At 64.6% G+C, this 12,418-nt stretch carries 15 protein-coding genes and 1 pseudogene; 2 read left to right on the forward strand and 14 right to left on the reverse strand.

Going from position 1 to position 12,418, the window contains the following annotated elements; all coding sequences use genetic code 11:
• Positions 1-20: 20 nt before the first annotated feature.
• Positions 21-1,154, reverse strand: coding sequence for an alpha/beta hydrolase (locus tag ACSFA2_RS04340; protein ID WP_435454060.1), 1,134 nt, complete (start codon positions 1,152-1,154; stop codon positions 21-23).
• A gap of 176 nt (positions 1,155-1,330) precedes the next feature.
• On the opposite strand from ACSFA2_RS04340, the gene ACSFA2_RS04345 reads away from it, so the two are divergent.
• On the forward strand, positions 1,331-2,527 hold the full coding sequence (locus ACSFA2_RS04345; protein ID WP_435454061.1) for an AraC family transcriptional regulator: 1,197 nt from the start codon (positions 1,331-1,333) through the stop codon (positions 2,525-2,527).
• 19 nt (positions 2,528-2,546) lie between these two features.
• Here the strand turns inward: ACSFA2_RS04345 and ACSFA2_RS04350 are convergent, their stop codons facing one another.
• The 3 genes from ACSFA2_RS04350 to ACSFA2_RS04360 all read right to left on the reverse strand — a co-directional run bounded on the left by ACSFA2_RS04350 (position 2,547) and on the right by ACSFA2_RS04360 (position 4,223).
• Positions 2,547-3,203 carry a carboxymuconolactone decarboxylase family protein gene (locus tag ACSFA2_RS04350; protein WP_435454062.1) on the reverse strand — a complete coding sequence of 219 codons (657 nt, stop codon included), beginning with the start codon at positions 3,201-3,203 and terminating at the stop codon, positions 2,547-2,549.
• A 91-nt stretch (positions 3,204-3,294) separates the two neighbouring features.
• Entirely contained in the window at positions 3,295-3,792 is a 498-nt protein-coding gene (locus ACSFA2_RS04355) for a (R)-mandelonitrile lyase (protein WP_435454063.1), read from the reverse strand.
• On the reverse strand, positions 3,789-4,223 hold the full coding sequence (locus ACSFA2_RS04360; RefSeq protein ID WP_435454064.1) for a (R)-mandelonitrile lyase: 435 nt from the start codon (positions 4,221-4,223) through the stop codon (positions 3,789-3,791). Before ACSFA2_RS04360 ends, ACSFA2_RS04355 begins: the two co-directional genes overlap by 4 nt.
• A gap of 133 nt (positions 4,224-4,356) precedes the next feature.
• Here ACSFA2_RS04360 and ACSFA2_RS04365 point away from each other — a divergent pair, with 133 nt between their 5' ends.
• Positions 4,357-5,241: a LysR family transcriptional regulator gene (locus ACSFA2_RS04365; protein WP_435454065.1), complete on the forward strand. Its 885-nt coding sequence runs from the start codon at positions 4,357-4,359 to the stop codon at positions 5,239-5,241.
• Between the two features lie 131 nt (positions 5,242-5,372).
• Here the strand turns inward: ACSFA2_RS04365 and ACSFA2_RS04370 are convergent, their stop codons facing one another.
• The 10 genes and pseudogenes from ACSFA2_RS04370 to ACSFA2_RS04415 all read right to left on the reverse strand — a co-directional run bounded on the left by ACSFA2_RS04370 (position 5,373) and on the right by ACSFA2_RS04415 (position 12,399).
• A complete protein-coding gene (locus ACSFA2_RS04370; RefSeq protein ID WP_435454066.1) occupies positions 5,373-7,310 on the reverse strand; it encodes a DUF3363 domain-containing protein in 1,938 nt (645 codons plus the stop codon).
• Positions 7,311-7,673: 363 nt separating this feature from the next.
• Positions 7,674-8,195, reverse strand: coding sequence for a S26 family signal peptidase (locus ACSFA2_RS04375; RefSeq protein ID WP_435454067.1), 522 nt, complete (start codon positions 8,193-8,195; stop codon positions 7,674-7,676).
• 8 nt (positions 8,196-8,203) lie between these two features.
• Positions 8,204-8,722: a DUF2840 domain-containing protein gene (locus ACSFA2_RS04380; protein WP_435454068.1), complete on the reverse strand. Its 519-nt coding sequence runs from the start codon at positions 8,720-8,722 to the stop codon at positions 8,204-8,206.
• Positions 8,719-8,982, reverse strand: coding sequence for a chromosome partitioning protein ParB (locus tag ACSFA2_RS04385; RefSeq protein ID WP_435454069.1), 264 nt, complete (start codon positions 8,980-8,982; stop codon positions 8,719-8,721). The genes ACSFA2_RS04380 and ACSFA2_RS04385 overlap by 4 nt, the downstream gene beginning before the upstream one ends.
• Positions 8,979-9,737, reverse strand: coding sequence for a ParA family partition ATPase (parA, locus tag ACSFA2_RS04390; protein ID WP_435454070.1), 759 nt, complete (start codon positions 9,735-9,737; stop codon positions 8,979-8,981). Before parA ends, ACSFA2_RS04385 begins: the two co-directional genes overlap by 4 nt.
• A gap of 188 nt (positions 9,738-9,925) precedes the next feature.
• Positions 9,926-10,762 (reverse strand): annotated as a pseudogene (locus ACSFA2_RS04395) (replication initiator protein A); the annotation flags it as partial.
• A gap of 28 nt (positions 10,763-10,790) precedes the next feature.
• Positions 10,791-11,087, reverse strand: a complete 297-nt coding sequence (locus ACSFA2_RS04400) for a helix-turn-helix transcriptional regulator (protein ID WP_435454071.1) — start codon at positions 11,085-11,087, stop codon at positions 10,791-10,793.
• Between the two features lie 92 nt (positions 11,088-11,179).
• Entirely contained in the window at positions 11,180-11,845 is a 666-nt protein-coding gene (locus ACSFA2_RS04405) for a DUF2285 domain-containing protein (protein WP_435454072.1), read from the reverse strand.
• Positions 11,730-11,981: a transcriptional regulator domain-containing protein gene (locus ACSFA2_RS04410; RefSeq protein ID WP_435454073.1), complete on the reverse strand. Its 252-nt coding sequence runs from the start codon at positions 11,979-11,981 to the stop codon at positions 11,730-11,732. The genes ACSFA2_RS04405 and ACSFA2_RS04410 overlap by 116 nt, the downstream gene beginning before the upstream one ends.
• Positions 11,982-12,090: 109 nt before the next feature.
• On the reverse strand, positions 12,091-12,399 hold the full coding sequence (locus ACSFA2_RS04415) for a DUF2958 domain-containing protein (RefSeq protein WP_435454175.1): 309 nt from the start codon (positions 12,397-12,399) through the stop codon (positions 12,091-12,093).
• Positions 12,400-12,418: the final 19 nt, after the last annotated feature.

Consider the following 12,418-nt stretch of genomic DNA (forward strand, 5'->3'; position numbering starts at 1 on the left):
TTCCTGCAGGATGGGATGTGCTATTTCAGGTTTGTCCTGAAGAATGCCTCCAACTTGTCGAATGGGATCTTCTTCAGGTTGTCATACAAGTCCACGTGGTCGGCGTCGGGCACGATCACCAGTTCCTTCGGACCAGAAGCGGCCTTGTACACATCCTCCGAGTAGTAGCGCGAGTGTGCGTTGGCCCCAGCTACCAACATGATCGGGCGTGGCGCGATCATGTCGATATTCGCCATCAACGGAAAACCGAAGAACGACATTGGTGTTGTGGCCGTAAATGCGGTGGTCGAGTTGATCGATCTCGAATGGAATCCACGCGGGGTCCGGTAGTAGTCGTAGAAGACGGCGAGTACGGGATGGGGATCCGGCGGCAGCTTTTCAGGCAGTACGCGTTCACCTTTGACGATTTGGCCGGTGCCGTCAAACGGCACCTCGTGGTATCCGAGCGCATAGGTGCCCTTCTCGGCGTCGGCCCAGCGTTGTTGGCTCAGATAGTCAATCACCTTATGCCGCTGCTCGGGGGTGTAGCTGTCCATGTAGCTACGGCTCATGCTGCGCGACATGTCGTACATCGAAGCCGTCGCTACGGCTTTGATGCGGGAGTCGCTGGTCGCGGCCGTCAGCGCCATTCCGCTCAAACCGCAGATCGCCATGATGCCAATGCGGTTGCGATCTACGTAAGGCAGCAGGCCGATGTGATCGATCGCGGCGCTGAAGTCCTCGGTGTAGATGTCAGGCGATGCGACGTTGCGCACTTCGCCTCCACTCTCACCGGTGAAAGAAGGGTCGAATGCGAGGGTGACAAACCCTCGCTCTGCCAATTGCTGGGCATACAGACCGGACGATTGCTCCTTGACCGCCCCGAACGGTCCGCTGAGCACCAACCCGGGCAGCTTTTTATTTGCCCGATCCTTCGGCCGATACAAGTCGCCAACCAACGTGATGCCGAAGCGGTTCTTGAACGTCACCTTTTGGTGTGCGACCCGATTGCTTTGCGGGAAAACCTTGTCCCAGTGTTGGGTCAGTACCATGCTTTTGTTTCCATTTGAACGGGTTTGTGATCGGGCAGCGCCAGCATGCATGCCGGTGAGGGCAACTGCCCCAATGGCGACTGCGCCTTGCAGCATTTGGCGACGGGAGTTCGATAGGCTCATGCGCTTTCCTTTCATTCGTGAGATTTCGATGATTTGGCTTAAGGTCCGCCGCTCCCGCGTTCCCTCAGCGGCGATGGAGTCTTCGTTTATCTCTTGCTCGATGCGCAGCCGTACGACCGGATGTCATTTGGAGGCTCGCCGTATGTTTGAGCGAGCCGCATGCATCACTCGCCGCAGTGACAGGCAACGTCGTCAAGCGCCGAAACAACAACAGACTTCTCCCAGGGCATGCCCCGCTGAGCTCAACGAATGGCAGCACCTGCACCACCCGTTCGTGTGAGGGATATTATTTTTCGTTCGGCTCACTTCCTGGTAGACCGATTCGACTGATTCATTGCCTGATCCTCCAGAACATCGGGCCGAAAAACAATTCGGCTGGGCAAGAGAGCTATCCTGTGGAGGTTGAGCCCAAGGACATCTCTATGCCTACCCTGGAAGCTAGCGAACAACAGCCAGCTGGACAGCTCCATGCGCTGCGTGCGGGCTTGGTCGACGCCATTGGAAGATGGACCGTGGGCAAAGAACACTGCCCGACAGCAATTGAGAACCTCCTTCTGTTCCGGCGCGAAACAGTCAGCCCGCCTTGCTCCTGCGAAGTGGAGCCCAGCGTCGTACTCGTTGTTCAGGGGGCCAAGCAACTGCTGGTCGGCGACGATGCCTATGCGTACAACCCTGAGCGTTTCCTGATCAACTCACTCGAGATCCCTGCCAACTCGCAGGTGCTCGAAGCGAGTTCGGAAAAACCTTGTCTCGGGCTTGGACTCAAGCTCGACCTCAGGGTAATGGCAGAACTGATCGCACAAGGCGGCTTGCAGCCACCCCGTCAGCGAGCTTCGGATGGCAGTTCGGCGCTTGGCCGCATGACCTGGGCCTTACTGGAGCCGTTCTCTCGTCTCATTGCGCTGCTTGATGAGCCCAAAGCCATTCCCGTATTGGCGCCGCTCATCGAACGAGAGATTCAATACCGTTTGCTCGCGAGCGACGATGCGGCACGCCTCTGGCAAATTGCATCGGTGGGCAGTCATAGCCAACGGATCGCAAGAGCCATTGAATGGCTGAGGTCGAATTACGCCAAGCCCCTGCGCGTCGACGAACTCGCGGCTCATGTGCAAATGAGCCCTTCGAACCTGCATCACCACTTTCGCCAGCTCACCGCGATGAGCCCGCTGCAGTATCTGAAATGGTTGCGCCTGCACGAGGCTAGGCACTTGATGTTGAACGAACGCCTGAACGCCGCGGGGGCCGCGTTTCAAGTGGGCTACGAAAGCACCTCTCAGTTCAGCCGCGAGTACGGCCGACTGTTTGGGGCACCGCCCAAGCGGGATGTCGTTGCGTTGCGCCAGCAAGCTGACCGGCTTGAAGTTCTTCAGTGAAAGAACAAGCCTATTGGCTTCATTTCGTTGTGAGCTGACGTGCGAGCGCCGCCCGCGCTCTTGTCGCAGTTTCGGCGTCCACCCGGTCCGCCAATACTTGCGCCAGTTGGCTCAACTGACTGACTGTGATGCCCGTATTCATGCTGATGCCCATGTGCGACTGCAGCTGAGAGTCCGCGCCCTGCAGGGAAGACAGCATCCCGACGGTCGCAAGTTCCCGACTTTGCCAGTCAAGGTTGTCACGCTCGAAGATGTCGCCGAAGAGATGAGTCTTGAGGTACTCCCCGGCGGCCGGTGCGAAGTCGAACAATGGACCTTTTACGGGGCTACCCACGAGTTTGGTCTGATTGGCCGTGCCTGCTGCCAGCAGCGCGTCGCCTTTGGGTACCGCGCGGGTTGGTTCTTGCCCTGGTGCGTCTTGTATGCCCCGCTGCTTGCGCGCCTCGACCACCTTCATCAACTCGCCAAGGGCGTTCAGGCTGCGCGGAAATCCGGCGTAGGCATACAGTTGGATCAGCACTTCCTTCGCATCGCTCACGGTCAATCCGGCGTCGAGGCCCTGATTCAGCGCGGAACGAAGACGTGACATGTCACCGACTGCGCCGAACGCGGCGATCGGAATGATGGCCTGTTGGCGAATGGAGAGCGTTTGCGAGCGGGGCTGGGGCTGCGTCATGGTTTGCGGGTCCTCTGTGTTTGAGGCCGCGTTGGCGAAAGCTGCCGAGCCGCCCAGGGCCAAGCCCATCATTGCGAGTTGGGCGTAACGCTTAGCGCGCGGTGTACTGCTCATCGTTGACCTTTTCCATCCATTCCACGCCCTTTCCGTCAATCGTGCCTGTGACCGCGAGGTGCGTCATGGCCGTCGTGGGCGCTGCGCCGTGCCAGTGCTTGACCCCCGGCGGACACCACACCACGTCGCCGGGGCGCAGGTCCTGCGCGGGCTTGCCCCACTCCTGCGTCCGGCCCACGCCGGAAACGACGACCAGTTGCTGACCCTTGGGATGGGTATGCCAGGCCGAGCGGGCACCGGGTTCGAAAGTCACGTAGGCACCCGTCGCGTTGATGCCATTGCTGGCGGGCCAGACAGGATCCACTCGCACGCGTCCCGTAAAAAAAGTGTCCGGACCGGCTGCGGACGCCTTGGAGCCAGCGCGCGTGATCGTCTGCTGCCCGATAGAAGCCACGGTGGATGGCTCTGTGGCACCCGCAGCGCCTGCTTGCACGACCAAGAGACATGCGACGAGTGGGTAGACAAACTTGTTCAATCTGGCCTCCCGGTCTTCGTGGCATTGCCGGGCGGTCCCGCGAAATACTCCGCATCGGTGACGTGCTCCAGCCATACGACGCCGTTTCCGTCGAGGGCTTCGGTGACGGCAATGTGGGTCATCGCCGTCGTGTCGGTCGCGCCGTGCCAGTGCTTGTGGCCGGGCGGGCACCAGACAACATCGCCAGCACGGATCTCGACGACCGGCTCGCCTTCGCACTGCGTCCAGCCGCACCCCGCCGTGACGATCAGGGTCTGGCCCAGCGGATGGGTATGCCAGGCCGAACGCGCACCTGGCTCGAAGGTGACGGTGGCGCACGAGGTCCGTGCCGGTGCCGGCGGGCTGTTCAGCATATCGATGCGAACGCTGCCGGTGAAGAAGTCGGCAGGTCCCTTGGCGGACGGCTGCGTGCCGGGGCGGATCAGTTTCATTGGAAGGAGCCTCTGGTGTGTTCGGGTGGCGCTGTCGAAGGACAGGAGTGGCGTCGCTCAATGAACTGTATTTCCATACCCTTTGGCAGAGAAGATGGGATGATCGGGATACACATGTGCAAATCGTTCACCAATGGCTAAAGAGAATCTGAATGACCTGCAGGCCTTCGTCGTGGTGGCGCGGGAGCGGAGCTTCACCCGAGCGGCAGCTCAGATGGGCCTGTCGCGTTCCGCTTTGAGCCACGCGATGCTGGCGCTGGAGGCGCGTCTGGGCGTACGCCTTCTCACCCGCACCACGCGCAGCGTTTCGACCACGGAAGCCGGCGCCCGACTGCTCGACACAGTCGCGCCACGTCTGCAGGAAATCGAGGCCGAACTGGGTTCGCTTAGTGCGATGCGCGACAAGCCCGCCGGGACCGTACGCATCACGGCGCATGACCATGCCATCACGACCGCACTGTGGCCACGACTGATGCCGTTGCTCAAGCAGTACCCCGACATCCAGATCGAGTTCAGCGTCGATTACGCATTCACCGACATCGCGTCGCACCGGTTCGATGCGGGCGTGCGTGTCGGCGACCGCGTGGACAAGGACATGGTGGCCGTGCGCATCTCACCTGATCTGCGCATGGCAGTTGCCGCATCGCCCAAGTACTTGGCGGACAAGCCGCTGCCAAAGAAGCCGCAGGATCTGACCGATCACCGCTGCGTGAACCTGCGCCTTCCAACCCACGGCAACCTCTATGCGTGGGACTTCGAGAAGGGCAAGAAGTCGGTCAAGGTGCGGGTGCAGGGCCAGACGGTGTTCAACAGCACGACCCTGATGCTGCAGGCCGCGCTGGACGGGCTGGGTTTCGCCTACGTGCCCTGGGACCTCATGCAGCCGCACATCACAGAAGGCCGGCTCGTTCCAGTGCTGGAAGACTGGTGGCCGCGCTTTCCTGGTTACCACCTGTACTACGCGAACCGACGCCAAATCGCGCCTGCCCTGGCCCTGGTAATCGAGGCGCTGCGATGAAACTGCGTGTGAGGAAGAAGTTCGCCCGCGCGTAGCGGCAGGGCGGATCGGTCTTTCACTTCGTCTCGGCGCGGTAGTCCTTGCATGCCCGCGGCGTGAAGCCCGGAAAGCTTGCCGGCGCTGCGCCGTCTTCAGATGCCGATACCGCGTCGGCGCCCGAATTGCCAAGTGACGGACTGCCCGCGAACGACCGCCGAGACCTGCTGGCCTAACCGCTGTTCGATCACCGGCCGCCACGGCACGAGATTGAAACCCAAGCCGTCGTCGAGCATCGCGAAACGGCCGCTGGCGAGCTGCAGGCTGCGGCGGTAGACGCCGCTGGCCTGCCCGCCGTCGGGCACCGGCCGGTAGGTTTGGCCGGTCTGTTCTTGCAGTGCCTTGCCCACGGTTGCCAGTTCCCGGTCACGCAAGGTGGCCAGCAGGTTGCGCGACGGCACAACGCGCTGGCCGCGCCGCTCGGCCAGACCTTGCTCGGCGAGGAAGTCCACGCGGCTGTGCATCGCATCGCGCACCTGGGCGCCGAAGCCTTGGGTTGCCAGCCCCGCACTGTCGCCGACCAGTTGCTTGTCCAGCCAGGTGGCGCCGATGGCGCGCACTTGCTGGTCGATGGACAGGTGCGAGCGCAGCTCGATCACCAGGCCTGTGGCCTTCTGCGCATCGTGCTGCTGGGCTTTCTGCATCAAGTTCGGTGGCACCTTCCAGACGCCATCGGCAACTCGCTCCACGATGCCGGACCGGCGCAGGGCTTCGAGCCGGCGCACGTGGGCATTGACGGTGGACTGCGGGTCGCGGTCGTTGTTTAGCTTCAGTTGGGTCAGATGATCGTCGGTCTTGTATATGCCGTCCTTCGCCACCGCCGCAATGTTGCGGTCCATCGGCTTCTCCTGCGCAGGCGGCTTCGCTTCTACGATGCCATGCAGGGGGAGCTCGGCCAGATCGGTGCCCGCCGGCAGTTTCAGGTAGTGCGCGCGGCCTTCGATGCCATCGACCACGAGGTAGCCGCGGTCGTGCAGCTCGTCGGCCAGACCTTTGCCCGCGATGCGGCCGATCACGGGAGCGGCCGGCTGTTCGTGCACCACGCATTCGCGTTGCTGACCCTTGAGCGCCCGGCGCACAGCAGCCTGCGCATCCTCGCGCTCGCCCATCGCGTTGAGCGTGGCCGCCATGTCGGGCTGCAGTTTCCAACGGTTCGCATCCATCCGCGCGGCCAGCCCCATGGCTTCGAGCCGCTGTAATCGCGCACGGAGCGCGTTCTGGTGTTGCCGGTCTTGCTGTTTGCTGGTCAGGTCGATGCTGTTTGAGACAGCCTGCCGGATCAGCGCGCGATCCAAGCCGGTCAACCGCTGCTGGTCCACCTCGCGCAGCAGGCTTTGCCGTATTTCCAGCTCTGTGCGCGGCCCCAGCCAGTCGGTGGCGATCTCGCTGGCGCGCATGCGCATGCCATGGGCCATGTAGTCCGGGGAGATGACCAGATCTCCTCTGTCGCTGGTGTGACCATTCAGCACGATGTGGGTGTGCGGGTTGTCCGTGTCCCAGTGGTCCACGGCCACCCAGTCCAGCCGAGTCTCCAGGTCGGTCTCCATGCGGCCCATGAGCTGGCGGGTAAAGCCTTTCAAGTCTTTCAGCTCCAGACCATCTTCGGCCGAGACGATGAAGCGGAACTGATGGCGGTCGTTCTGGCCGCGCTCCTGAAACGCCTTCAGGTCGGCCGTGTCGGTGTCCGCGCCGTAGGCCTGGCCCTTCTGCCCGTCGCGGGTGACGCCATCGCGCTCGACGTAGCGCAGGTGCACGGCCACCGAGTTTGGACTGGCGCGCCGGAGCACCACGAAGCGGGACTTGATGACCACGCGACGAGCGTTCGGTCTCATGCGCTGGCCGGCCACGGTGGCAGCCACGCGGCCACGGCCGAAGGTGTTGCCTGGCCTACCCAAGCTCTTGCCCGACGGCTTCACGCCAGACTTCGACATCTGCTTGAGCACCGTTGAAACGAAGCGCTGCGAACGCGGCCCACCACGCGACTTCGGCGCTGCGGGCTTGACGCGGAAGCGGTCCTCGTCAGCACGAGTCATGGCGAAGACCCCAGCGCGCTGCGGCGCAGCGCATGGCAAACGGCACGCTGCAAACGCCACAGGCATACGGATTCCAAGCGCTCCGCGGCACGCGCAAGACCCCATGCGGTGCCGCCGCAAACCCACGTGCAGACTGGCTTCGAGGGGCACGACGTGCCACCCCTTTTATCTGGCCCTCTGTCTCCGCCCCTCGCATTCGCTCCCGGCTGCGACCTGCCGCCAGCCACGCACGAGGTGCGCAACGCTGCCTGAAGGGCAGCGGCGGTGCAGCTCGCGCTGCACGCTGGTGGCAGGCTCCCTGCACGAAGGAAGGCAGCTCAGGCGCATGCCCAGCTGCAGTCCGGCGGCATGACGCAGCAATGCTCATGGTGTGCTCCATGTCCACAAGGGACGCGCGATGCCGAGCACGGCAGATGCCGCGATGGGGCCGAAGTAACGGCTGTCGAACGACGCCGGGTTCGTGTCGCTGAGCAGGAACAGTTCGCCATTGCCGAGAGGGCGACATTGCGGCCAGGCTTGCAGCGGTCGATGAGCCCCGTCATGCGTTCGCACTGTCGCCACCGCTGCGCCATCGACGTCCACGACTTGTTCGCGAACACACACCGCTTGCGGTGCCGTGGCACCGATGCGCTTAAGGATCGGCACACCGCTCGGCAGGTAGCCACGCTGCGCAGCAAACGCGGCTGCGTCTGCAGGAAGCCGTGCCAGAACGATGTTGCCGACGTGCAGCGAGGTGGCGTCATTGATGCGGCCGACGCGGTACCAGCCGCGCGGCACACTGTCCGTCGGGTTGTAGACCACCCACACGCGGCCATGCGGCGACATTGGCATGACGGCTGGCGCGCACAGTGCAGCCAGGCCGACGCTCATGCAGACGAAGAGCATGCGGGGCGTCATCTCAATACTTCGCGAGCCAGATGCGCCGCATGCCGCTCGGCGGTGTAGTCGGGCAGCGGCTGGCGTGCGGCAAGCCGGTTGCCGACCGTGCGCCAGTAGGTCAGTGCAACGTCACATGGGTCGAGGCCCAACGCTTCGATGGCGTCGATCACTTCGAGCACTGCCTTCACCTGTTGCTCGCCATCGGCACGCAGCAGGATGCGCGCGCCTGGCAGCACGCCAGCGATGCGTTGGGCACAGTCGAACGGCATCGGCGCCTGCAGCACCATGAGCTGCCAGAGCGCGGTACCGTAGTCGTTGCCGATCCACTTCACGCGGCAGCACCCGGTGTTGGGCTCGAAGGTCGCCACGCGCCGCCAACGGTCCAGCGTCGTCTCGCGCACAGGCTTCCCAAAGCGAAGCCATACGTTCACGCGGTGCTCGACGAAGGCGAGCGACACCCGCATATGCGTCGGTCGTGGCGGCAGCGCGGCCTGCGGCCACGACTGCACGACAAGTGTCCGCGGCTGCGTCATGCCTCACCTCCGCCGTACTCTCGCTCCAGCAGTTCCCGCAGCATCTCGGCGGCAGTGATGCCACGTGTGAACGCGATGACCTTGATGCGCCCGCGCAGCGCAGGCGTCACGTCGATCGTGAGGCGCGCCGTGTAGATCGACGCTTTGGCGACGGCCTCTGGTGCGTCGGCCTGTCGCACCCAGGTCGATGCGGGATCGGCAGCGGGCCTGCGCCCGATGGGCGCGCGTTTCAGTGCTGCGGATGTTGATGGCGCCGTCATCGCAGCATCTCCCGCACCGCCTGCGCCAGCGCTGCGATTTCCCGAGCGGCGGCGCACTTCGGCGCCGCTTCGCACGCAAGCCGGCCGGCGGCCACGCTGTCGGCGAAGACGATGCGCTGCGAGACTTCGGCGTGCAGCGCCGCGAATGGTTGATCGGCGAGTGCCGTGCGTGCCTCGCGGCCGATCACCGTGCCGACCACACGCCGGTTGATCACGAAGGCCGCGCGAAGCTGCGGCCTGAAGACGCGGGCCTCGGCAATGAGCGTCACCATCTCATGGCTGGCCCACACGTCGTAGGCACTCGGTTGCACGGGGATCAGCACCAGGTCGGCGGCGAGCAGCGCCGAGCGCGCGAGGGCGGCGACGCGAGGTGGGCCATCGATCACGACGTAGTCCGCTTCAAGGGCGATCTGTGGCGCTTCCTGGTGCAGCGAGTCCCTGGCCAGCCCGAACACGCCGTAGAGCCGCTCCTGGCCGTTCTGAAGCCGTCGTTGTGCCCAGTCGAGAGCAGAGCCCTGCGGATCGGCATCGAGCAGCGTCACGCGGCATCCCGCCATCGCGAGTTCGCCAGCCAGGTGGGTGGCGAGCGTGGTCTTGCCCGCGCCGCCTTTCTGGTTGAGCAGCGCGATCACCTTGCCGGGCCGGTGCTCTTTTCCTGGCAAGCGGTTTTCGGCTGTTGGGGCTGTTCGGACTGCCTCCTGCAAGGCACTGCCCGTTTTTTGAGCAGCTTCGGCTCGCGCGCGCGTGAATTCCATTTATGTATCCCTTTAGATGTTTAGGGAAGCCCGAAACCGTTGCTGGGCGCCGCTTTGCGGCCGATCGGTGCGGGTGATCCACCGATGTTTCTGCGGGCGATCAACCGAGGGTCGTGCGGGTGATCCACCGAGCCAGTCCACACGCCGTCCACAGGTTCTTCAACAGAAGCTGTGGATAAGTCGCCGTGGCCCGCGCTCGTTGGCCGGGGTCGGAAGGCCAGCCATTCGGTGCCACCACTGCGCTCGATGACCAGCAGGTAACCCGGCAGTGCCTGGCGCCGCGCAAGCTGGCGCACCTGGATTGCGAAGTCGGATGGGCGCTGCAGGCTCCCGGACTTCAGGTGCAGGTGGCGCATCTCGAAGCGCCAGCCGGCGGGCTGCCGGCCACCGTGCTTGCGCACCAGCCGGTACAACCAGCGTTCGATGCCGCCTGAAAGCCGGAAATACGTCGGGTCGAGCGTGAGCACGAGGGTGTCGTCCATCACGCCGGTGAAGAACCAGTCGGCCAGGATCAGCTCGATGCCGTCGGAGCGCCCGTCGGGCCGGACGTACTCCTTCCACTCGTTGATCCATGAGAAGCGGTGCACGCGCTTGCCGCCGTTCGGCCGGTCGCGCTGTCGCAAGGTCGTGGCGACGGTGGTGGACTGCAGCCGGTCCAGCGCAGCGCGCAGCGCCAGGTAGTCGCTGCGCCCGATGCCGCGCTGCACGTAGCGCAGGATCTCGTAGGGCGTGGCCACCATCAGGCGCGAGGGCGCGATGCCTTCCTTCTTCGCCTGGATGATCTGGCTCGCGGCCCAGATCAGCACGTCGGCATCCCAGATGGTGGCGATGCCGTGCTCGGGAACGCCTTCGACGGTGAGCGAGATGCCACCGGACTCGAAGCGGATCGGCACGATCCGTGGCGACTTGGCCAGGCTGAAGAACGGGTAAGCCATCAAGTCCTGTGCATCGCGCAGCGCCATGTCCCCGGACGGCAGCGCGCGGAACAGCGAGAGCTGTTCGCGTTCGCTCGCGCGCTTGGACATCGCGTTTGCTCCGAATCGTGCAGGGCGATCAGCGGACAGAGTCACGCTGCACGTAGCCGGGGTCCGAGGTCATGCCGTAGGTGTGGCTGTCGGCCCAGGCGCGCAAGTCGACGGCCGCGTAGACCACGCGCGCGCCGAACTTGCGAAAGCGAGGACCACCGCCCAGCACGCGCTGCTTCTCCAGCGTGCGAGGCGACAGCCGCAGGAAGGCGCCGGCTTCGTCGGTGGTCAGGAATTCGGGACTGGCCGGCGCTGCCGAAACCGGGGAAGGCTGCGGCGCAGTCACTGCGGCCGTGCGGGAAAGGGGGGAACTGCCGACTGCCATGAAGGCCTCCATCGCTGTGGATGGGCCGCAAACCATTCGCGGCCCGTTGGAGGCAGTCTCGGGAACCACGCCCGATCAAGGCAGGGAGAAATTCAGCGCAGCGCTTCGTCTCCGGGGTGCTTCGATGCGGCCGGCGACACGCCTGCCAGGTCCCGATAGTCGCCAGTCATGTAGCCCTCGGCGCGACGCAGCAGATGGCGCACTTGCGCTCGAAGTTCGCCGTCTTCGTGCCAGCGCAGCACCACGGCTTCAAGGCCGAACAAGGCCTGGGCGATGTCGCGGTGCGACGCGCCGGCCTGCGCGGCATCGAGCGCCTGCACGGCGCGCAGGTGTAGCAGGGCCGCCCGAGTGACGGGTCGTACGGGATGGCCGGCCGGCGTCTCGCCTTGCAGTGCCTTCGCCTGGCAGCCGAACACGTCGAGCTGGCCGCGCAGAGCCGGCGTAAGCGGTACCGCGCAGGTGTACCCTGCGCCGTCAGCAACATCACCGGCCAGAGCGACACGCAGATTCAGCGCCGACTGCGCTGCGGTGAGCGTCAGTTCGGCATCGCCCAGCGTCAGGCGCTTGCGGCCGGGGATGCGCCAGAGATCGAAGCGGCTGGCGTCACGGTGCGAGCGCGAAGCGCGTACCTGCAGCAGCTCGTCAGCGGACGCGAGCCAGTGCGGATGCGCCTCGCGCGCATCCAGGCGCGGGTCCTCGGCAACATCGCAAGCCCCATCGCTCGAACCATGCGGATCGTCGCCGCGCCCACGCGGCATGTTCGGCTCGGTACATCGGATTGCGACGCAGGTACTCCCACGCGAGCGCGGGACCGTCGAGGTCCAGCGTATATAAGTACGCGGCCGACACCGCCCACGGCGCACGCGGCTGGTCTTCGATGTCGTGCAAGGACATGGCGATACTCCTTCCCGATCGCAGGAAGCTGCCATGAAACCGATGCGGCTGGGTCGCCTTTGCGGCGATGCGCCGTCGCGCGGGCAGCTACGCCGCCACTCGCCGAACTTCAGTCGTTGATCGACCCGTCGCGCACCGCGTCGGCCGCATAGGCCGACAACGTGCGCTGCGGCTTGAAATGCAGATCGACCCGCACGGGGATCTGGTTCGGCCCGACGATGGAAGCCAGCACGGACAGCCGGACGTGACCCAGCTCCGGCGTGCCCAGGCCCATGTCGATGAGGCCGTAGGCCGTGTCGCCATCGTCCGCAAGCTCGGTCAGCAACCAGGTGGCGTGCGCGTCCAGAGTGTGCAGCTTCACCACGGGCAGCGGATCGGCGGCGTCGCCGCGGGCGCGTGCAGTGCCGTTGGCCAGCATTTCCCAGCGCTGCTGATCG

Source organism: Variovorax cryoconiti (genome assembly GCF_051216395.1).
GTDB lineage: Bacteria > Pseudomonadota > Gammaproteobacteria > Burkholderiales > Burkholderiaceae_C > Variovorax.